General features: G+C 73.9%; 18 protein-coding genes. 5 read left to right on the top strand and 13 right to left on the bottom strand.

Going from position 1 to position 20,605, the window contains the following annotated elements:
• Positions 1 to 59: 59 nt before the first annotated feature.
• From AB0O29_RS00005 to AB0O29_RS00025, 5 genes are all read right to left on the bottom strand, one after another.
• A complete protein-coding gene (locus tag AB0O29_RS00005; RefSeq protein WP_365143446.1) occupies positions 60 to 977 on the bottom strand; it encodes a DNA-binding protein in 918 nt (305 codons plus the stop codon).
• Positions 974 to 2,191, bottom strand: a complete 1,218-nt coding sequence (locus tag AB0O29_RS00010; protein ID WP_365143448.1) for an MAB_1171c family putative transporter — start codon at positions 2,189 to 2,191, stop codon at positions 974 to 976. Before AB0O29_RS00010 ends, AB0O29_RS00005 begins: the two co-directional genes overlap by 4 nt.
• Positions 2,188 to 2,811: a hypothetical protein gene (locus AB0O29_RS00015; protein ID WP_365143450.1), complete on the bottom strand. Its 624-nt coding sequence runs from the start codon at positions 2,809 to 2,811 to the stop codon at positions 2,188 to 2,190. Before AB0O29_RS00015 ends, AB0O29_RS00010 begins: the two co-directional genes overlap by 4 nt.
• 203 nt (positions 2,812 to 3,014) lie before the next feature.
• A complete protein-coding gene (locus AB0O29_RS00020) occupies positions 3,015 to 4,211 on the bottom strand; it encodes an aromatic amino acid transaminase (RefSeq protein WP_365143453.1) in 1,197 nt (398 codons plus the stop codon).
• On the bottom strand, positions 4,204 to 5,211 hold the full coding sequence (locus AB0O29_RS00025) for a DMT family transporter (protein WP_365143456.1): 1,008 nt from the start codon (positions 5,209 to 5,211) through the stop codon (positions 4,204 to 4,206). Before AB0O29_RS00025 ends, AB0O29_RS00020 begins: the two co-directional genes overlap by 8 nt.
• A 165-nt stretch (positions 5,212 to 5,376) precedes the next feature.
• Between AB0O29_RS00025 and AB0O29_RS00030 the strand changes: the two genes are divergently transcribed.
• Positions 5,377 to 5,859, top strand: coding sequence for an Lrp/AsnC family transcriptional regulator (locus AB0O29_RS00030; protein WP_365143459.1), 483 nt, complete (start codon positions 5,377 to 5,379; stop codon positions 5,857 to 5,859).
• Between the two features lie 22 nt (positions 5,860 to 5,881).
• Here AB0O29_RS00030 and AB0O29_RS00035 read toward each other — a convergent pair whose 3' ends face one another.
• Positions 5,882 to 6,778, bottom strand: a complete 897-nt coding sequence (locus AB0O29_RS00035; protein WP_365143462.1) for a LysR family transcriptional regulator — start codon at positions 6,776 to 6,778, stop codon at positions 5,882 to 5,884.
• Between the two features lie 88 nt (positions 6,779 to 6,866).
• Between AB0O29_RS00035 and AB0O29_RS00040 the strand changes: the two genes are divergently transcribed.
• On the top strand, positions 6,867 to 8,462 hold the full coding sequence (locus AB0O29_RS00040; RefSeq protein ID WP_365143465.1) for an AMP-binding protein: 1,596 nt from the start codon (positions 6,867 to 6,869) through the stop codon (positions 8,460 to 8,462).
• Here the strand turns inward: AB0O29_RS00040 and AB0O29_RS00045 are convergent.
• Entirely contained in the window at positions 8,453 to 9,412 is a 960-nt protein-coding gene (locus AB0O29_RS00045) for an aminoglycoside phosphotransferase family protein (protein ID WP_365143468.1), read from the bottom strand. The two genes, AB0O29_RS00040 and AB0O29_RS00045, sit on opposite strands and share 10 nt — an antisense overlap.
• 81 nt (positions 9,413 to 9,493) lie before the next feature.
• Between AB0O29_RS00045 and AB0O29_RS00050 the strand changes: the two genes are divergently transcribed.
• Positions 9,494 to 10,255: a GNAT family N-acetyltransferase gene (locus AB0O29_RS00050; RefSeq protein WP_365143470.1), complete on the top strand. Its 762-nt coding sequence runs from the start codon at positions 9,494 to 9,496 to the stop codon at positions 10,253 to 10,255.
• 37 nt (positions 10,256 to 10,292) lie between these two features.
• On the opposite strand, the gene AB0O29_RS00055 is transcribed toward AB0O29_RS00050, so the two are convergent.
• From AB0O29_RS00055 to AB0O29_RS00065, 3 genes are all read right to left on the bottom strand, one after another.
• A complete protein-coding gene (locus AB0O29_RS00055) occupies positions 10,293 to 10,802 on the bottom strand; it encodes an O-acetyl-ADP-ribose deacetylase (RefSeq protein WP_365143473.1) in 510 nt (169 codons plus the stop codon).
• Entirely contained in the window at positions 10,802 to 12,220 is a 1,419-nt protein-coding gene (locus tag AB0O29_RS00060) for an NAD(P)/FAD-dependent oxidoreductase (protein ID WP_365143476.1), read from the bottom strand. The genes AB0O29_RS00055 and AB0O29_RS00060 overlap by 1 nt, the downstream gene beginning before the upstream one ends.
• 62 nt (positions 12,221 to 12,282) lie before the next feature.
• Positions 12,283 to 13,110 (bottom strand): inositol monophosphatase family protein, encoded by an 828-nt coding sequence (locus tag AB0O29_RS00065; protein WP_365143479.1) that lies wholly within the window; start codon positions 13,108 to 13,110, stop codon positions 12,283 to 12,285.
• Between the two features lie 186 nt (positions 13,111 to 13,296).
• On the opposite strand from AB0O29_RS00065, the gene AB0O29_RS00070 reads away from it, so the two are divergent.
• On the top strand, positions 13,297 to 14,391 hold the full coding sequence (locus AB0O29_RS00070) for a trypsin-like peptidase domain-containing protein (protein WP_365143482.1): 1,095 nt from the start codon (positions 13,297 to 13,299) through the stop codon (positions 14,389 to 14,391).
• Positions 14,392 to 14,467: 76 nt separating this feature from the next.
• Here the strand turns inward: AB0O29_RS00070 and AB0O29_RS00075 are convergent, their stop codons facing one another.
• Positions 14,468 to 16,507, bottom strand: a complete 2,040-nt coding sequence (locus tag AB0O29_RS00075) for a M4 family metallopeptidase (protein WP_365143485.1) — start codon at positions 16,505 to 16,507, stop codon at positions 14,468 to 14,470.
• A gap of 397 nt (positions 16,508 to 16,904) precedes the next feature.
• On the opposite strand from AB0O29_RS00075, the gene AB0O29_RS00080 reads away from it, so the two are divergent.
• The gene (locus AB0O29_RS00080; RefSeq protein ID WP_365143488.1) at positions 16,905 to 18,296 is read left to right on the top strand and encodes a S53 family peptidase; all 1,392 of its coding nucleotides are present in this window, start codon (positions 16,905 to 16,907) and stop codon (positions 18,294 to 18,296) included.
• A 37-nt stretch (positions 18,297 to 18,333) separates the two neighbouring features.
• Here AB0O29_RS00080 and AB0O29_RS00085 read toward each other — a convergent pair whose 3' ends face one another.
• Positions 18,334 to 19,332: an alpha/beta hydrolase-fold protein gene (locus AB0O29_RS00085; protein ID WP_365143491.1), complete on the bottom strand. Its 999-nt coding sequence runs from the start codon at positions 19,330 to 19,332 to the stop codon at positions 18,334 to 18,336.
• A 206-nt stretch (positions 19,333 to 19,538) separates the two neighbouring features.
• On the bottom strand, positions 19,539 to 20,555 hold the full coding sequence (locus AB0O29_RS00090; RefSeq protein ID WP_365143494.1) for a TIGR03842 family LLM class F420-dependent oxidoreductase: 1,017 nt from the start codon (positions 20,553 to 20,555) through the stop codon (positions 19,539 to 19,541).
• Positions 20,556 to 20,605 lie beyond the last annotated feature (50 nt).

Below are 20,605 nucleotides of genomic sequence, written 5' to 3' on the forward strand. Positions count from 1 at the left end.
GTGGGGGGTGTGTCCGTGTCGCGTGTCGTGGGGCCGTCCCGGCGGACGGCCGGGGCCGGTCAGGCCGGCAGGGATTCCCGCAGGAAGGCGGCCGCGTCCCGCAGCCGGGCCGGGACGCCGGGGCGGCGGCGCAGTCCGGCGGCGGTGGCGGCGAGCGTCTCGGTGGTGCGGACCGAGCCGATCGCGGCCGCGCGGGGGGCGATCCGCGCGATGAGCTCCTCCGCCTCCCGCCAGGCCCCGGCCCCGGCGAGGGCCGCGAGGAGTTCCGCGGTGAACAGGTGCCGGTAGGAGGGGCCGGGCGCGGTGGCCGCCTCGTGGAGCAGGGGGATGGCCCGGTCCCAGCGGCGCAGCCTGGCCTGCACCCAGCCCTGGTGGCCGAGCAGCTCGGTCTGGTCGATCCACCAGGCCCAGTGCGGGTCCCGGTACGAGATCCCGTCCAGGAAGCGGCTCTGGGCGCGGGCGATCAGCTCCAGGGGCTCGCGCCGGCCGCCGAGCAGGGCCGTCGCGTGCGCCCGCCGGATCAGGACGAGGCTGGCGACCCGGGCGGGCAGCGGCCGCCGCCCGGCCACCCGGGCGGCGGCCTCCAGGGCGGCCCGGGGCCGGCCGGTGTGGGTGGTGAGCATGCTGTGGTTCAGCAGGGTCAGCCGGGCCGTCCAGCGGTCCCCGCAGAGCCCGGCCAGGGCGAGGGCCCGCCCGTTCATCCGGTGGGCGCGGCGGTAGAAGCCGGCGTCGAAGAGGATCCAGCCGATGACCTCGGCCAGCTCGGCGAGGGCGGCGAGCGGGTCGGGGCCGAGGCCGCGCAGGGCGGCGGGGTCGGCCGACAGCTCCGGGAGCGCGCGCAGGGCCTCCCGTACGGCGGGCACGGCGGCGGTCGCACCCCGCTCGGCGTCCAGGGCGACGAGGCGGGCGACGGCGTCCCTCGCCAGCGGGGCCGGGCCCGCCTCCCCCGCGCCGGGCTCCCGCTCCGGTGCCCTCATGACAGCAGGCCGGCGTCGACCGGCCCGGGGCGGCCCCGGCTGAGCGTGTTGAAGGACGAGGCGACCTGGCTCAGCCACTCCACCTCGTCGCGGAAGTCCTCGTACGGGGGCCGCGCCGGGATCTCTGAGGCGTCGGCCCGCTCGGCCCGCTCGGCGCGCTCCTCGGCCGGGCGGCTCAGTACGGCGCGGACCTGGAGGGCCTCGCCCAGCGGGGAGGTGGGGTCCTCGGGGAGGTCCAGCGAGCGGGCCACCCGGGAGAAGTCCGCCAGGGAGAGCGAGGTGCGCAGGATCAGCTGGCCGTCGCGGATCTCGATGACGCGGCGGTAGAGGCTGTAGTGGGGGTCCCGGGGCGGCACCAGGTCGCGCAGCCAGGACCGGGGCGGGTCCAGGGCGATGTCGGGCGAGGCCTGGTACAGCGCCCACCACAGGGGCCGCAGCCGGCGGTAGGAGCGGTAGGAGCGGGTCCAGCCGCGGGCGCGGGTGATGCGGATGCCCCAGGAGGGGATGGTCCACCCGGCGATCTGGAGGAGGGCGCCGACGCTGCCGGCGGTCCACTGGACGGGGTCGAGGGCGCTGCCGTCGAAGTCCAGGCGGGTCCCGGCGATCTGTATGCCCCGGGTGACGCAGTAGACCAGGATCAGGCTGGCGCCCAGGGTGACGGTGCGCATGCCGACCTTGAGCCACTGGCGGTTGGCCATGCTGGTGAAGCGCAGCGACAGGCGGACGGTCTCGAACTGCCCGACGGCGCAGATCAGCAGGTAGAACGACATGTACAGGGCGTATCCGCCGTGCTGGATGCTGAGCAGGATCGTGGAGGTCGCCGTCTCGGAGTGCGCCACCGGGCCGACGACGAAGGAGGAGGCCACCAGCACGGCGAGCGCGCCGCCGAAGAGCAGGACGCGGTCGCGGGCCATCCGCCGGGCCTCGGCGGGCGGCGAGGACCAGTAGACGAGCACGACCTGCTGCGCGGCGGTGAGCACCACGACCGCGGACTGGGTGATCAGCGAGGTGATGTTGGGCAGCCCGAAGAAGGCGGAGATGTGCAGCCGCAGCAGGTCCAGGTCGACCAGGAAGCTGATCCCGGAGCAGAGGAAGTAGGTGCACAGCGCCCACAGGGCGACGTCGTGCCGTCTGCGCAGCAGGTCCGGGAGCCGGTAGGCGAAGGCCGCCAGGCCGACGAACGCGCAGACCCAGGCGAGGATCGCGTAGATCACGCCGGCCCCTGCTCGGGCCTGCCCAGGCCGCTCTCGATCCGGGCCACTATCTCGGCGGCCGCGTCCGGGACGCCCCAGGCGGGCTCGGTCCAGCGCTTGTTGGCGCGGGCCAGGATCAGGGAGGCCATCGTCTCGGCCTCCTGCTCCTCGTCGTCGCTGTAGCGGGAGCGCATCAGCACGCTCCGGACGGCCTCGGGGTCGACGTCGGAGAACAGCAGACCCGCCTCACCCGCCCCGCCCGTATCCTCCGGCTCCCGCGCACCGGGATCGGTGCGGTCCAACTGCAGGGACCCTTTGTGATCGAAGGCGATATGGGCGAGTTCGTGGGCGATGATGTGTTCCTTGTGGGACGCCGAAGCCGCCTTCTCGAAGGCGATGATGTCGAAGTCATCCGTTTTCAGCCATATCCCGAACAGGTGCCGTTCGGGGAAGGCCGTCGGAATCAAATGGATCGGCCGCCCGCGCTGCCCGCTGAGATATGCGTGGAGTTCGTCGATGCCGCAGCCGTGCTCCATGCCCCATTCCGAGAGCAGTCCCTCGCAGGTCCGGCGCACCTTCTTCAGGCGGCGCCTGAGCGTCCGGTCCTCCGACGCCGGTAACGCGGAGCCAGGTAACTTCATCCCTCAGTCCTCCGGCGAACCCAGCGGTCGACAACGCGGCCATGATGCCATACAGGCAACTCCACGCCGCATGGGGTGAGTTCTATCCGGCCATTCTCCAGAGGCTTTCGACCGCCGATACCGCGCCGCCCGCTCCCCCCTGCACGGGGAAACGGGCGGCGGAATGCGGGACGTGCCGGAATACCTCCCGGCGTGCGGCCCGTTCAGCGTCCGGCGAGCACTCCGGCCACTCCCCGGGCGAGGCAGGGGATCCGCTCGGAAGCTATGCCCGCGATGTTGATCCGGCCGGCGGTGGTGCCGTAGATCGCGTACTGGCGGCGCAGCCGGAGCATCTCCTCGGGCGTCAGGGGCAGCATCGAGAACATCCCCCGCTGGCGGGCGAGCGAGGCCGCCTGCGCGGCCCACCCGTGCTCGGCCAGCCGTGCGGCGAGGCTTGAGCGGTTCGCCTCGATGCGGCCGCGCATCAGGTCGAGTTCGTCCCGCCAGAGCGCGCGCAGGCCCTCGTCCTCCAGGACGGCCGTGACGACGGCGGCCCCGTGCTCGGGCGGCATCGAGTAGAGCGTCCGCGCGGCGTTCTGCAGGGCCGTCTCGGCGTGCCGCACGGCCCGTTCCGAGGCGCCCAGGACGATGGCGCAGCCGGTGCGGTCGCTGTACAGGCCGAAGTTCTTGGAGCAGCTCACGGCGACGAGCATCTCCGGCACCCGCTCCGCGAGCAGGCGGGTGGCCGCCAGGTCGGCCTCCAGTCCGTCGCCGAGGCCGTGGTAGGCGAGGTCGACGAAGGGCACCCAGCCGTCGCGGGCCGCGAGGTCGGCCAGCGCGGCCCAGTCCGCGGGCTCGGGGTCGACGCCGGTGGGGTTGTGGCAGCAGCCCTGGAGCAGCACCACGTCGTCGCGGCCGGCCCCGGCGAGGTCGCGGAGCACGCCCGCCGCGTCGAAGCCGCCCTCGGCGTCGCGCCAGCCGTAGGTGCGGACCCGGAGCCCGGCCGCCTCCAGGATGGGGCGGTGGTTGACGTACGCCGGGTCGCTGATCCACACCGTGGCGCCCGGGCGGGTGCGGCAGATCAGGTCGGCCAGCAGCCGCAGCGCGCCGGAGCCGGCGACCGTCTGGACGGCCGCGGCCCGGCCGGCCGGGCCCTGCGGGCCGCCGTCGCCGAGGATCAGGGTGAGCAGCGCCCGGTTGAAGGCGGTGTTCCCCGACAGGCCCCGGTACTCCTTGGACTCGGAGCGCTCCGCCAGCCGTATCTCGGCCTCGCGGACGGCGGCCATCACGGGGGTCCGCCCGGTGTGGTCGCGGTAGACGCCGAGCACCAGGTTCAGCCGCTCGGCCCGTTCGTCGGAGCCGAACTCGTACGTCAGGTCCCACAGCGGGTCGGTGGGCGGCGGGGGGAGGAGCTCAAGCATCTGCGGGGACCTCGGGACGGGGGCGGGCGGAGGGACGGGTACGGGGGCCGGGGCGGCGGTTGGCGAGGACGACGCCGACGGTGATGAGGGGGACGCCGACGAGCACGGCGGCGGTCGGGGACTCCCCGAGCACGGGGACGGCCAGCAGGACGACGGCCACGGGGCTGAGACTGCCCACCACGGAGCTGCGCTCGGCGCCCAGCCGGCGGATGGCGAAGGCGTACAGCAGGCCCGCGCACAGCCCGACGCCGAGCCCCTGCACGACGAGGAACAGCGCGATGTCGCCGCCGGCCGCGTGCGCCAGGCCCGTCGGGAGGACCCCGGTGAGGACCAGCAGCGCGATCACCGCGAAGGAGGGCAGGCACAGCAGCCCGATCGACCCGACGGGATCGAGGTCCACGTCGCGCAGCCCGACCGTGTAGAGGGCCCACAGGCCGCTGGCCACCAGCAGGGTGCCGGCCCCCTCCAGCACGTCGGCGTCGACGGGGACCACGTAGCGCCACACGAGGGCGGCCACCCCGGCCGCGATCAGGACGAGCCCGGCCACCTGGGCGCCCCGCGGGAGCCCCCGGCCGCGGGCCGCCAACAGGGCGGCCACCAAGAGCGGGACCATCCCGGGGACGATCGAGCCGACGAAGGCCGCCGAGGTCAGGGAGCCGCCGTGCATCGCGGCGAGGAAGAAGGGCACCCCGGCCCCGCAGACGATCATGAGCGCCGGAACCGGGCGGACGGCGGCGATCCGGCGCCTGCGCCGCCACAGGGCGGGCGCCAGGACCAGCACCGGGACGCCGAAGCGCAGCAGGGCGGCGTCGGCGGGCAGCAGGGTGGAGGAGCCGAGGGCGCGGGCGCTGAGCGCGAAGGCGGCCCAGATGGCCACCGTGACCGCGAGGGCCGCCATGCCCTCGGCGTGCGGGGAGAGCCCGAACCGGCCGGTTGTGCCGGCCGGCGGGCCCGCCGTGTCGACAGGCGCGGACGCGCCGGTGGTGTTGGTCGCGACCAAGGGAGGGACTCCAGCCTGTGAGAGCGGACCGGTCCGGCCCGTTCACCGGCAACGTTAGGGCTTGGGCCGGGGCAGCCGATTGCCAGTTCTGCCCCTCGGACATACGTTTGGGGCAGGATCTGCCAAGAACGGCCGAGAAAGCGCCGTGGAACCCCGGGAGTGGCCGTGGACGCCGTCGACCTCCAGATCATCCGGGAGCTGCAGGCCGACGGGCGGCTCTCCAACCAGGACCTCGCCGACCGCGTCCGGCTGTCCCCCTCGCCCTGCCTGCGCCGGGTCCGCCGGCTGGAGGAGGCGGGCCTGATCCGGGGCTACACGGCGGTCGTGGACCAGGTCGCCTTCGGGCTGCCGATCACCGTCTTCGTCCGGATCCGGCTGGAGCGGCACACCAAGGAGGCGGTGGCCGCGTTCGAGCAGCACGTGGCGGTGATCGAGCACATCCAGGACTGCTATCTGATGGCGGGCAGCAGCGACTACCTGCTGCGCGTGGTCATCGAGGACCTGGAGGCGTACGAGGCCCTCGTCCGGCACCGGATCCACGCCATCCCCGGGATCTCCTCGATCGAGTCGAGCTTCGCGTTCGGCAGCGTCAAGCGCTCCCTCACCTACCCCCGGCCCACCCCCGGGACCGCCGCACGGACCGTCTGACGGCCCACGCCGCCGGCCGGCCTCACGCCCGCTCGGCCCCGGGCGTCCCCTCGAAGTGGGCGACGGCGAACGCGGCGAACTCCCGTACGGCGGCGGGTGCGAAGGCGTCGCGGTCGCGGACCAGCCACAGCACCCGCCGCGCCCCTTCGTCCGCCGGCCGCGCCCAGGCCACGCCGGCGCGCAGCCCGGCGTCCCGGGCCATCGCCGGGAGCAGCGCGATCCCGAGGCCCGCGCCGACCAGGTCCAGGAGCGCGCCGGGCTCGTTGCCCTCGCAGACGACGGCGGGCCGCAGCCCGGCCCGGGCGAACAGCCGGTCGGCGAGTTCCCGCTGCCAGTGGCCCGGCCCGGGGGTGAGGAACGGCTCCCCCTCCAGCTCGGCCGTGCCGACGCCCTCCCGGCCGGCCAGCCGGTGCCCGGCGGGCACGGCGAGCAGCACCTCCTCGCGGAGCAGCTCCACCGACTCCAGCCCCGGCCCGGCGAGCGGCTCCGAGGCCAGGCAGAGGTCCACCGCGCGGGTGCGCAGCAGGTGCGCCATGGCGTCGGCCGGACACTGGCGCAGCCGGACGTCCACCCCGGGATGCGCGGCGCGGTGGCCCGGGAGCAGGGCGGCCACGGTCATCAGGGTCTCGGTGGCCACCGTCACCGCGCCGGCTCCGGCGCCTGCCGCCTCGGCCAGTTCGCGGCGGCCGTCCTCCAGTTCGCCCAGCGCCCGGTCGACCCGGCGCAGGAAGGCGGCTCCGTGCCGGTTCAGCCGGATGCGGCGGCCCCGGCGTTCGAAGAGCTCCACGCCCAGCTCCGCCTCCAGGCGGGCGACGGTGCGGCTGACCGAGGGCTGGGCCACGCGCAGTTCGGCGGCCGCCCGGCTGATGTGCTCGTGGCGGGCGACGACCTGGAAGCAGCGCAGCGCGAGCAGGTCCATTCCCCGTCCCCTCATAACCTTCAGGGCATCCTTTCATGGCCGAACCGGTCTTGGACCGTATGAACGGAGCCCGCCTAGCCTGCGGAGCATGACGGAGAACAGCGGCAACCCGATCCCCCCGTACCGGAGTTACGTCGAGGCGGCGCTGGAGGTGCTCGCCCGCTCCCCCGGCCGCCCGGCGGTGGTCCCGGCGGAGGGGCCCGCCCTCACGGCCGGCGAGTTCCGGGACGGGGTGCTGCGGACGGCGGCGGAGCTGGCGGCGCGGGGCGTCGGCCGTGGCTCCACCGTCACCTTCCTCACCGGCAACCGGCCCGGGGCGCTCGTCGCCCGGTACGCGGCGAACCTCATCGGCGCCCGGGTGGTGTTCCTCGGCGAGGGCACGGCCGCCGGGGCACGGGCCCGGATCGCCGCGGGCGTGGACACGGCGCTCCTGCTCGTGGAGCCCGGGGCGGAGGAGGCCGCAGCGGAGCTGCTCGCGCGGGCCCCCGTACCGGCCGTCCTGTCGCTGGGACCCTCCCCGGCCGCGGAGGACCTGACGGCGGCCGCCGCGCTGCGGCCGCCGCGCCCGGTGGCGGGCGCGGCGCTCCCCGGGGACGACTGGTGCGTCCGCTTCACCGGCGGCACCACCGGGCTGCCCAAGGGCGTCCGGATGCCGCACGGCCCCTACGCCCGGACCCTGGCCCTCTACGCCGGCCGGCTCCCCGCCGGAAGCCCGCCCCGGACCCTCGCCTGCACCCCGCTCGCCCACATGGCGGGCGTCCTCGCGGACATCACCCTGCTCGCCGGGGGCACCGTCGTCCTGCGGCCCTCGTTCGACGCGGGTGACGCCCTCGCCGCCCTCGCCCGCGAGCGCGTCACCGACCTCTGGCTCCTGCCGCCGCTGCTGTACGAGCTGCTGGACCACCCGGACCTGTCGGCCACCGACCTGTCCGCCCTGCGCCGGGTCTTCTACGGCGGCACCCCCGCGTCGGCGCGGCGGCTGCGGGAGGCGGCGCGGGCGCTCGGGCCGGTGCTGCACGGCTGGTACGGGCAGACGGAGGCGGGGAACATCGCCGAGGTGGCGCCGCACGAGCACGGGGTGACGGGTCCCGGCGGCCGGCCGACGGCGGGGCGGGCGGCGCCCGGCGTCACCATCGAGGTCCGCGGCGCCGACGGCCGGCCGCTGCCCGCCGGGGAGAGCGGGGAGATCGTCGTCCGCTCCCCCATGACGATGAGCGGGTACTGGCGGCGTCCCGCCGAGACCGCCGAGGTGCTGCGCGACGGCTGGATCCGCACCGGGGACGTCGGCTGCCTGGACGCGGAGGGCCGGCTGTTCGTCCTGGACCGGCTCGGGGACGAGATCGTCGTGGTCGGCGGGCACGTCCGTCCGGCGGAGGTGGAGGAGCTGCTGCTCGGCCATCCCGCCGTCGCCCGGTGCGCGGTGTTCGGGGTGCGCCGGGCGGACGGGACCGAGGAGGTCCACGCCGCGGTCGTCCCCGCGCCGGGGCGGGACGCGGGGCCCGACGCGGTCCGGGAGTACGTGGTCCGGCACATGGGGGCGACGTACGCGCCCCGCGCCGTGCACACCGTGGACCGGATCCCGCTGACCGCGGTGGGCAAGCCCGACAAGCGGCTGCTGGCCGCCACGCTGGGCGCGCCGGACGGCGGGGACGCGGACGCGGAGGGGGGCGCGGATCAGGCGTAGCGGGCGAAGAGGGCCTCGACGTAGCGTTCCAGCCGGTCCGTCAGCACGGCGGCGGTGAGGTCGCTCCGGCCCAGGGCGCGCCAGGGGACCCCGACCTTCTCGGCGTCCGGGGCGAAGGCCAGGGCGTCGAGCAGGCGCCAGTACAGGTGGTCGGCGCCGTCCGCCAGGCTGCCGCCCGCCGCCGTGTACCGGTCGGCGAAGTCCATGCCCGCCGGGACCCCGTACAGCAGGGCCAGGGCGGTCGAGCAGTGGGCGACGTCCAGGTCGGCCGGGCCCCAGGAGGTCTCCACCCAGTCGACGACCCCGCTGATCCGCAGGTCCGCCCCGGAGCCCTCGAAGAGCACGTTTCCGGGGTGGAAGTCGCGGTGCAGGAAGCAGGCCCGGTGCCGCGGGGGCTCGCGCCGGATGACCTCCGCGGCCCGCCGCCACAGCTCCGGCCGTCCGGTCCGCGCGGGCGGGGTGACCCCGTCGGCGGAGGTCCACGCCTGGTAGGCGCGGGGCCGGTGGCCGGCGGGCACCTCCAGCCGGTGGACGGCCAGCAGCTGCCGGGCCAGCAGCCCGGCGCGCGGCCCCGCCTCCTGCGGGTCGACGCGCACGGAGCCGGGGAGCAGGGACATCAGCAGGGAGGGGTGGTCGCAGTGGCGCGCCGTCGGGTCCAGGGCCACCAGGGAGGCGGCGGGCACGTCCGTGGCACCGAGCAGGGTCAGGACGGCCGCCTCCCGCGTGAGCAGGCCTTCCGCGTGCCGCCGGTAGAAGGGCCGGACGAAGGACCGCAGGACCAGTGACCGGGGGCCGGCCGCCGCACCAGCCAGCTCCAGGCGGCGCATCCGCGAGGTCCAGCCGCCCTGGAGCGCGGTCGCCGCCTCGACGCGCTCGCCGTCGGGCAGCAACTCCTCCACCCACGCCCTCGTCGCGGCCCAGTCCTCTTCCACCCCTGTACGCGTCGTCATGGCCGGAGCCTAGTTGCACAGGACACGGACCGGGGGGAAAACCGGCGGCGATCACGGGGTCCGGCCGCCTAGGCTCGCCCCATGACCGGCCCGGAACTTCAGCAGATCAACACCTTCCTCTCGGCCTTCGCCCGCCGCAGGGCGGGGCGGACCGTCGAGGTCCCCGGCGGATTCGCCGCCCTCGACGACGAGTTCGCGCTCTCCCACTCCAACAACCACCTCGTCATCGACGGGGCGACCGATCCCGCGGCGCTGCCCGCGCTGGCGGACCGGGCGCTGGGGCACCTGGACCACCGTCTGATCACGGTCCTCGACGAAGAGCTCGGGGAGGCCTGCGCGGAGCCGCTGCTCCGCGCCGGCTACACGAGGTCCACCTATCTCGTCATGCTGCACGGGGGCCCGGTCCCGGCGGGCGGCGGGGCGGGCGAGGTGGACCTGGAGGACCTGCGGGTCCCGCTCGCCCGGCGCTGGCGCGGCTACCTGCCCGATGCCGGCGAGGAGGTGATCCGCCAGCTCGTCGACCGCCGCGAGGCCGGACGGCGCGGGGCGGACGAGGTGCGGTTCATCGGCGCCCGCACGCCGGAGGGTGAGGTCGCCTCGTGGGCCGACCTCTACCTGGACCGGGCCACGGGCACGGCCCAGATCGAGGACCTGATCACCTCGGAGCTCCACCTCGGACGCGGCTACGCGGACGCGGTCCTCGCGACCGCCCTGCGCCACGCCGCCGACGCCCGCTGCGGCACGCGCTTCCTGACCGCCGACGCGGAGGACTGGCCGCGCCACTGGTACGAGCGCCGCGGCTTCTCGGTCATCGGCCGGCACCTCGGCTTCGAGCGCCACTGACGGCGAGCGCCGCTGACGGCCGAGCGCCGCTGACGGCCTAGGCCAGCGCGGCCTCGAAGACGGCGTAGGCCGCCGCGTCGAAGAGGACGAAGCGGACCTCCTCCACCCGGGTGGGGGTGGTGCGGACGGTCTCGATCGCGATGCGGGCGCCGTCGTCCATCGGCCAGCCGTAGATCCCGGTGGAGACGGCCGGGAAGGCGACCGTGCGCGCGCCCAGCTCGTCGGCCACGCGCAGGGACTCCCGGTAGCAGGACGCGAGCAGGTGCGAGCGGTCCTCCTCCTTCGACCAGACCGGGCCGACGGTGTGGATGACGTGTTCCGCCGGGAGGCGGCCGGCCGTGGTGGCGACCGCGCGGCCCGTGGGGAGGCCCTTGCCGTAGTGGGAGCGGCGCAGGTCCTCGCAGGCGGCGAGGATCTCGGGGCCGCCGCGCCGGTGGATGGCCCCGTCCACGCCCCCGCCGCCCAGCAGCGAGGAGTTGGCGGCGTTGACCACCGCGTCCGCCTCCTCGGCGGTGATGTCGCCCTGGACGAGGGTGATCCGGACCATCAGCGGGCCTTTCGCAGGTGCCGCCAGACCGCCTTGGCCGCGTTGTGCCCGGACATGCCGTGCACGCCGGGGCCGGGCGGGGTGGCGGAGGAGCAGAGGAAGACCGCCGGGTGGGCGGTGGTGTACGGGGAGAGCGTGAGCTTGGGCCGCAGCAGCAGCTGGAGTCCGGCGGCGGCGCCGCAGGCGATGTCCCCGCCCACGTAGTTGGGGTTGCGGGCGGCGAGCTGCGGGGGCCCGGCGGTGGCGCGGGCGAGCACCAGGTCGCGGAAGCCGGGGGCGAAGCGCTCCAGTTGGCGTTCGACGGCTTCGGTGAGGTCGCCCTCCCAGCCCGCCGGGACGTGCCCGTACGCCCAGAAGACGTGCTTGCCCTCCGGGGCCCGGCCGGGGTCGACCAGGCTGGGCTGGGCGGTGATGAGGAAGGGGTTGCGGGGGGCGCGGCCGCTGGTGGCCAGTTGGAGCGCGGCGTCGATGTCGCGGCTGCCGGGGCCGACCTGGACGGTGCCGGCCCGGCGGGCCGCCTCGGCGGTCCAGGGGACGGGGCCGGACAGGGCGTAGTCGAGCTTGAAGGCGGCGGAGCCGTAGCGGTAGCCGTCGTACGCGCGGCCCAGGCGGGCGATCCGGGCCAGTGCGGTCGGGGAGGTGTCGAAGACGTAGGCGCGGGCCGGGGGCAGGTCGTCGAGCCGCTTGACCTCGAAGCCGGTGTGGACGGTGCCGCCGAGGTCGGCGAGGTAGCCGGCGAGGGCGTCGGAGATGGACTGCGAACCGCCGCGCGGCACGGGCCAGCCGCCCGCGTGCGCGGCGAGCGCGAAGACCAGGCCGACGGCGCCGGTGCCGATCCCGCTCAGCGGGGCGATGACGTGCGCGACGAGCCCGGCGAACAGGGCCCGCGCGCGGTCGTCGCGGAAGCGGCGCAGCAGCCAGGTGGAGGGCGGCAGGCCGGTGAGGCCGAAGCGGGCCAGGAGGAGCGGGTCGCGGGGCAGGGCGGTGTTCGGCAGGGACATGAAGTCCCGGGCGAGGGTGTCCCATCGGCCGAGGTAGGGCTCCACCAGGCGCCGGTAGGCGCCGGCGTCCCGGGGTCCGAAGGAGGCCGCCGTCTCCGCGACGGAACGGGAGAGCACGGCGGCCGTGCCGTCGTCGAAGGGGTGCGCCATGGGGAGCGCGGGGTGCAGCCACTCCAGCCCGTACCGCTTCAGCGGCATCGTCTTGAACACCGGGGAGCCGGCGCCCAGCGGGTGCACCGCCGAGCAGGGGTCGTGGCGGAAGCCGGGGAGGGTGAGCTCCTCGGTACGGGCCCCGCCGCCGATGGATCCGGCGGCCTCGAAGACGGCCACCGAGTGGCCCCGGCGGGCGAGTTCGACCGCGGCCGTCAGGCCGTTGGGCCCCGCCCCCACCACGACTGCGTCGAGAATCGACGGCACTGACAGCTCCTTCGTCCGGCGGCGGCCACTGCCCCCAGCCTAGTCCGCCCGTCCCCGGCCCCTCAGCCCTCGCCGCGCAGCAGCTCGCGGACGCGGACCGCGGTGGCCTCGTCGCGGCCCACGGCGAAGGGCAGCGCGTTGTCCCGGTCGACGCGGAAGGGCACGCGGTCCACGGTGCTCTGGGCACCGCCCGCCTCCCCGACCAGCAGCAGTCCGGCCGCGTGGTCCCAGGCCGAGGGCCAGGTGAAGGCCAGCGCGTCCATCTCGCCCCGGGCCACCCGCAGGTACTCCAGGCCGGCCGAGCCGCAGGGCCGGGCGGCGACTCCGGGCACGTCGAGCCGGGACAGGTGGCGCCGGTCCTCCTCGGAGGTGTAGAGCGGGTGGGCCGTCGCCACGCGCAGGTCGGCGCCGGGCTCCGGCGAACCGCTGCGTATCCGCTCGCCGTTGACGTACGCGCCCTGCCCGCACACGGCGGTGGCCAGGACGTCCAGGGCCGGGGCGTAGGTCCAGGAGGCGAGGATCTCGCCGCGCAGGGCGAGCGCGACGAGGGTGCAGAAGTGCGGGTCGCCCTCCACGAACTGCCGGGTGCCGTCGACCGGGTCGACGATCCACACGGGCGCGTCCGCGCGCAGCGCCGCGTAGACCTCCGGGTCGGCGTGCACCGCCTCCTCGCCGACCACGGCGGAGCCGGGCAGGAGCCGCGTCAGCGAGGCCGTGAGGTCCTGCTCGGCCAGCCGGTCGGCATCGGTGACCAGGTCGTGCGGACCGCTCTTCTGGTCCACCTCGTGGTCGGCGAGCTGCCGGAACCGCGGCATGATCTCGGCCGCGGCCGCCTTGCGGACGGCCTCTTCGACGGCGGACAGGTCACGGGCGAGGAATTCATCGATCATGCCCCCATCAGATCACGCCGTGCCGTCGAACCCCACCGGGTTCCCGGGCGTCCGGGCGGACACCGGATGACGGCCCGGTGAACCGGGACGGCCCCGCGGCACCGGGCCCCCGCCCCCGCCCCCGCCCCCGCCCCCGGCAGGACACCTCCCGGGGGCGGGGCTAGCCTGGAAAGGGGTCGTCCGTGCGTGGAGAAAGGCGGCGGGCTCATGAGGGGACGACGCACCGGAAACGCCCTGGCGGTGGCCACGGCGGTGGTCCTCGGAACGGGCGGAGGGGTCGCCTTCGCCGACGACCTCTCGCCCAAGGAGATCTACGAGCGGGCCGCGCCGGCCACGGTGAAGGTCTCGGGGCCCAAGGCAGACGGCAGCGGGATCATCTACGACGCCGAGAAGGGGCTCATCGTCACCAACGCACATGTGGTGCAGGGGGAGCCGTCGTTGCGGGTCACGGTGGAGGACCGGGCGCCCGCGGCCGCCCGTGTGCTCGGGATCGATCCCTGCGAGGACCTCGCCGTGCTGCAATTCTCCTCTCCCCAACCGGACTTGAAGCAGCTGAAGTTCGGAAGGAGCGCAGACGTCGCCGTCGCCGACACCGTCACCTCGCTGGGCTATCCCGCCACGTTCGAGAAGGAGGGAACCTCACAGAAGCCCGTGTTCACCACGGGTGCCGTGCAGAATCCGAACGTCAAGGACGCCGTTCCCGACCCGTCCCTGCCGCGTTACCCCGCCACGCTGCAGCACTCCGCCACCGTCAATCCGGGCAATTCCGGCGGACCGCTGCTCAACGGGAAGGGGGAAGTGGTCGGGATCAACACGCTCGGCAACGGGAATGCGGGGGTGGAGGGGCAGTTCTACGCCATCAGCAGTGACCACGTCCGGCCGCTGCTCGACACGCTGGCTTCCGGCGAGAAGAGGAACGACCCGGGATGGGAGCTGGCGTACCTGCACGACCCCACGCTGCCGGATACCTTCACGCCCGAGGACGCCCCTACGATCGAGAAGATCCAGAAGCAGTTCAAGGACGTCGAAGGGATGATCGTCACCGATGTCCAGCGCAATTCCGCGGCCGAGAAGGCGAAGATGCAGCAACTTGACGTCATCACCGACGTCAAGGGCTCTCCTGCCGCCTCCTTCGCGGATGTCTGCGACGTCCTCCAGTCCGCCTCTCCGGGCGAAACGGTGCCGCTGAGCGGGATCTACACCCAGTCGTTCACCGACGAGGCCGGCAGGCCGATCAAGGCGGGCGAGGCCTGGGACGCGAACCTCGTCCTGGACAAGTAGTTTCAGCGGGTTCGACGCGAGGTGCCCGGAGCCTGGTGAGGCTCCGGGCACGCGCGTCATGCTGCGGGACGGTCGATCAGAAGGTGAGCTTGAAGTCGGTGATCGTGCCGGTGTCGGCGGCTCCCTTGTCCTGGACCTTCAGCTTCCAGGTGCCGTTCGCCGCCACGGCCGAGGCGTTGACCGTGTAGGTCTTGTCCAGGTTGGCCGTGGAGTCGGACGAGGAGTTCTGCAGGCGGTACGAGGTCCCGTTGGGGGCGACGAGGTCGATCTGCAGGTCACCGATGTAGGTGTGGGTGATCTTCACACCGACCTTGAGGGCGCTCGGCGCGTTGCCGGTGATCCCGGTGACGCTGACCGACGAGGTGACGGCCGGGCCGGGCGAGTCCGGGATGGCCACGCGGGTCGTACTCTCGAAGACCTTGCCCGGGTTGGGGTTGCCGCCGCCGGAGCGGGCGCCGACGTTGATGGCGGCCCAGGCGTCGGTGATGGCGTTGACCTCGGCGCTGCCGGCGCCGTACAGCTCGGTCGCCGCGGCGATCGTGCCCGTACGGGCTCCCGCGTAGTCCGTGCTGGAGTTGAACTTGGTGGTCAGCGCCTTGTACCAGATGAGCTGGGCCTTGTCCCGGCCGATGCCGGTGACGGGCAGGCCGTCGGAGGTCGGCGAGTTGTAGCTCACGCCGTTGATGACCTTGGCGCCGGAGCCCTCGGAGGCCAGGTAGAACCAGTGGTTGGCCGGGCCCGAGGAGTAGTGGACGTCGAGGTTGCCGACGCCCGCGTACCACGCGTCGGCGGAGCCGCCGTCCTTGCTCGGCTTGTCCATGTAGCGCAGCGGGGTGCCGTCGCCGTTGATGTCGATCTTCTCGCCGATGAGGTAGTCGCCCGGGTCGCTCGGGTTGTTGGCGTAGAACTCGACGGAGGTGCCCATGATGTCGGAGGTGGCCTCGTTCAGACCGCCCGACTCGCTGCTGTACTCCAGGCCCGCGGTGGCCGCGGTGACGCCGTGCGTCATCTCGTGGCCGGCGACGTCCAGCGAGGTCAGCGGGTCGTTGTTGCCGGACCCGTCGCCGTACGTCATGCAGAAGCAGCCGTCGTCCCAGAAGGCGTTGACGTAGGCGTTGCCGTAGTGGACCCGCGAGTAGGCGGCGACGCCGTCGCCGCGGATGCCGGAGCGGCCGAAGACGTTCTTGTAGAAGTCCCAGGTGACCCCGGCGCCGTAGGCGGCGTCGGCGCCCGCGGTGGCGGCGTTGGAGTTGGCGCCGTTGCCCCAGGTGTCGTTGGTCTGGGAGAAGAGCGAACCGGTGCCGGACGTACCGTGGTTCAGGTTGTACGTCTTGTGGCCGCCGCGGCCGGTGTCGTTCAGGGTGAAGTTCGACCCGGACTGCGAAGAGCCGAGGGTGACCTGGCCGCTGTAGTGGGTGTTGCCGACACCGGTCTCGATGCCCTGCCACTGGTGCAGCTTCGCGCCGGTCTTGGCGTCGGTGATGACGTGGAGCTGGTTGGGGGTGCCGTCGTCCTGGAGGCCGCCGACGACGGTCTCGTAGGCCAGGGTCGGCACGCCGTTCGCCATCCACACGATCTTGCGGGGCGCGGCGTCGGTCTTGTCGGCCTTGGAGCCGACCGCCTTCGCGGCGTCGAGGGCCTTCACGGAGGCCGCGGCCGGCGCGTCGGCCGGGGCGGTGGTGGAGACGCCCGCCAGCTGGGCCTGGTTCGCCTTGGTCACGTTCTGGGTCTTGTCGGCCGCGCTGCGGTCGACGACCAGGTCGCCGCCGAGGACGGGAAGTCCCTCGTACGTGCGCTCGTAACGGGTGTGGGTGGTACCGTCCTGGTCCTTGACCACATCGTGGACGAGGAGCTTCTCCTGCGGGCTCAGGCCGAGTTCCTTGGCCGTGGCGGCCGTGGTGCTCTGGGCCTTGGCTATGAGCTCGGCGCGCTGGGACGGGGTGAGCTGCGCGGGCAGGGCGCCCGGGTTGCGCGGCTGGCCCTTGGCGGCGGCCGTGCCGGCCGAACCGCCGGGCTGCGCGCTGGCGCTGCCGGCCTGGACGCCGACGGTGAGCAGGGCGGCTGCGGCGAGCAGGGCGCCGGTGGCGCTGACGTTCCGCCTGTGCGTGGACTTCACGCTGACTCCTTCTGCGTGTGGGGGGTGGAACCGGGCAGCCGGGATTCCGGCCGCTCGGGCAGAGCGGTGCGGAGCTTTTCGGTGGTGGGGATGGGGAGAGGTTGCCAGCGAACTCCATGATCGCCATGGACACGACAGGTATGCGCCGAAACACGTCCGGAATTAGCTGGCACGCGTCCGCTGAGCGGACACGTCGGCGCGGAGCGAATCGGCACACAACCCCTCAACTCCGCCGATAACCAACGGGTTTTGACCAGATCCTGGTACTCGGCGTCGTGTTGCGCATTCAGGTAAAGCGTTCGACATCAAGCGTCAAACAGCCTTGTCCTGCACATGACTTGACGGGTGGGATCGCGTGAGCCGCTCCGAGCGGCGCCACCCCCCAAGGGAGTCCGTCATGCATCCGATTCGTCGTACGTGGCCGCGCGCCGGGGCCACCACGGCCGCCGTCGCGGGCCTCGTGCTCACCGCCGCGGCCGCCGCCCCGGTGGCCGGCACCGCGACCGCCGCGCCCGCCCCGGCCGTCCCGCGCACCGCGGCCCGTCCGGCCTCCGCCGGACACCAGCTGGTCCGCGCCGTGGGCAGCCCGCTCTCCATCGAGGAGTGCCGGGCCAAGTGGAAGATCGCCTGCTACAGCCCGCTCCAGTACCGCGAGGCGTACGGACTGAACCCGCTCTACAAGGCGGGCATCACCGGCAAGGGCCGCACCATCGTCATCGTGGACTCCTTCGGCTCGCCGACCGTCCAGCACGATCTCGACGTCTACAGCAAGCAGTTCGGGATACCCAGCACCAAGGTGCAGGTGGTCAAGTGGGGCAACGTCCCCGCGTGGGACCCGAAGAACGAGGACATGCTGGGCTGGGCCGGCGAGAGCACCCTCGACGTGGAGATGGCGCACGCGGTGGCGCCGGACGCGAAGATCGTCCTGGTGGAGACCGCCGTCGCCGAGACCGAGGGCACCACCGGACTCCCGGAGATGATGGACGCCGAGAAGGCCATGATCGACCGCGGCATCGGCGACGTGATCACGCAGAGCTTCGGCGCGACCGAGAACACCTTCCCCGGTTTCGACAAGGGCGACTTCTCCAGCATCCGCAAGCTGCGCTACGCCTTCGAGGCCGCCGCCCGCAACCACGTCACCGTGCTCGCCTCCTCCGGCGACGGCGGCGCCACCGACAACACCGCCGACGGCACGGGCTACTACCACGAGCGCGTCAACTCCTGGCCCTCGTCGGACCCCCTCGTCACCTCCGTCGGCGGCACCCAGCTGCACCTGGACGACAAGGGCGTGCGGACCGCGCCCGAGAGCGTCTACAACGACAACGGCGCGGGCGGCGGCGGCCAGTCCCACGTCTTCTCCCGCCCCGCCTTCCAGAACGGCGTCGCCGGCGTCGTCGGCGACCGGCGCGGCACCCCGGACATCTCGATGGCCGCGGCGGTCAACGGCGGCGCCTGGATCTACTCCAGCTTCGACCCCGCCGCCACCGGCTGGGACGTCTCCGGCGGCACCAGCGAGGCCAGCCCCCTGTTCTCCGGCATCGTGGCCCTGGCCGACCAGGCCGCGGGCAAGCGCCTGGGCGACATCCACGAGGCCCTGTACCGCCTGTACGGGCGCTCCGGCCACGACCGTTCCACCGGCATCGTCGACGTCAACGACGGTACCGACAACAGCTACCAGGGCGTCACCGGCTACCCCGCGGTGAACGGCTACGACATGGCCACCGGCGTCGGCACCCTGGACGCGTCCCGCTTCGTCCCGGCCCTGGCCCGCGAGGGCCGGCGCGGCTGACGCTCCCCCGCACCACGCGGACCGGCGGTGCCCCGCGTCAGTCGGAGGCGGGGCCCGCCAGGTTCCGGGTGAGCCACTGCAGGGCCTCCGGGATCATCTTCTTGAAGTCCGAGGTCAGGTGCTTGCCGCCGGGCTGCTCGTAGTACTCGATGGCGACGGGCGGGACGGCCTTGGCCATCCAGCCCTTGACCACGCCCTTCTCGTACGGGTCGGCGCCGCCGGCCGTGACCAGCATCCGCACGTCGGCCTTGCCCTGGGTGACGAGCTGGTCGGGGCTGTTGGCCGCCTTCTCCGCGGCGTGGCCCCGCCACAGGAGGGAGTCCGGGGCGAAGTAGCCGTCGATCGGCACCGCGGCCTTGTAGACGTCCGGGTGCTGCAGCGCGAGCTTGGCGCTGCAGAACGCGCCGGTGGAGGCGCCCATGACGCCCCAGCCGTCGCGGCCCTTCAGGGTCCGGAAGCTCGCGCGGACCCAGTCCGGTATGTCCTGGGCCATCCAGGTCCCCATCTTGGGCTGGCCCGGGATGTCGGAGCAGTCGAGCGCGTTCTTCTCGTCGGCGGTGAAGTTCTGCACCGGCATGATCATGATGAACGGATGGGCCTTGCCCTCCTTCACCAGCCGCGCGTCCTCCTCCTGGACGGGCAGCTGGCCGCCTGCCCAGGTGTTGTAGCCGTTGCTCTGGCCGCCCGCGTACAGGGTCAGCACCGGGAAGCCGGTCGTCGCGTACTTGGGATCGTCGTACTCGGGAGGCAGCCAGACCCACACCTGTCCGGTCACCCCGGACTTCGGGCCGGCCAGCCGGGTCATGAAGACCGGTCCGGCGGCGGTGTCGCGGACCTTGGTCAGGGAGGGCGCCGGACCGGTCGGCATCTGCACCTTCCGCTCGGCGGCCGGGACGGGCCGCTTCGCGGAGGGCGCGGCCGGGGCTGCGGGCGTCTTCGCCTTCCCCTGGCCGCCGCAGCCCGCGAGGGGGACGGCCAGGGCCAGGACGGCGGCGGCGGCCAGGACGGCGCGGGAGGCGGACGGCTGTCTGTGCACGGTGAGGACTCTCCGGCCGATGGTGCGCCCGGCCGGTCTGACGGGGCGGCGGCCCCCGCGGGGCCGGGCGTGCCCGGGGTGCGGCGCTGGCGCGTTCCCCCGGGAGTGCTGGGCGCTGGGTTCCCCGCGGAACCCGCGGCGACCCGCGCTCCTGATCCTATGGCAGGAGCGCGGGTGGCCGGGGTCCGGCCCGGTCCGGCGGAGCGTCAGCCGGCGAGGGCGGGGATCACCCGGGTGCCGTAGGCGTCGATGACGTCCTCCCGGGCGTCGTGCATGGCGTAGACGGCGAACTGGTCCACGCCCAGGTCGCGCAGGGCGCGGAGCTTCTCGACGTGGGCCTCGGCCGGGCCCAGCAGGCAGAAGCGGTCGACGATCTCGTCGGGGACGAAGTCCGTGGACGGGTTCCCGGCGCGGCCGTGGTGGCTGTAGTCGTAGCCCTGGCGTGCCTTGATGTACTCGGTGAGTTCGTCCGGGACCATGCCCGAGTGCTCCCCGTAGCGGGAGACGAGGTCGGCGACGTGGTTGCCGACCATCCCGCCGAACCAGCGGCACTGGTCGCGGGCGTGGGCCAGGGCGGCCGCCGAGTCGTCGGCCGTGACGTAGGCCGGGGCGGCCACGCAGATGGTGACCGACGCCGGGTCGCGGCCGGCCGTCGCCGCCGCGTCGCGGACCGCCTTGACCATCCACTCCGTCAGGAAGGGGTCGGCGAGCTGGAGGATGAACCCGTCGGCCTTCTCACCCGTCAGGGCGAGGGCCTTCGGCCCGTACGCGGCCATCCAGACGGGCAGCCTCCCGTCCTTGATCCAGGGGATGCGCAGGGCCTTGCCGTCGACCTCGGCCTCACGGCCCTCGGCGAGGTCCCGGATGACCTCGATGGCCTCGCCGAGGCGGGCCAGGGTGTTGGGGGCGCGGCCGGCGACCCGCATCGCCGAGTCCCCGCGGCCGATCCCGCAGACGGTGCGGTTGCCGTACATGTCGTTGAGGGTGGCGAAGGTGGAGGCGGTGACCTCCCAGGTCCGGGTGCCCGGGTTGGTGACCATCGGGCCGATGTGCAGCTTGCGGGTGTTGGCGAGGATCTGGCTGTAGATGACGAACGGCTCCTGCCACAGGACCGCCGAGTCGAAGGTCCAGCCGTAGCGGAAGCCGTTGCGTTCGGCGCGCTTCATCAGGCTGACGACCTGGGAGGCGGGCGGGTCGGTCTGCAGGACGAGGCCGAAGTCCATGCGGGTGCTCCTTGCTGGGGAGTGGCGGTGCCGGGGCGTGCGGGCCCCGG

The organism is Streptomyces sp. NPDC089915 (assembly GCF_040684675.1).
Classification (GTDB): domain Bacteria; phylum Actinomycetota; class Actinomycetes; order Streptomycetales; family Streptomycetaceae; genus Streptomyces.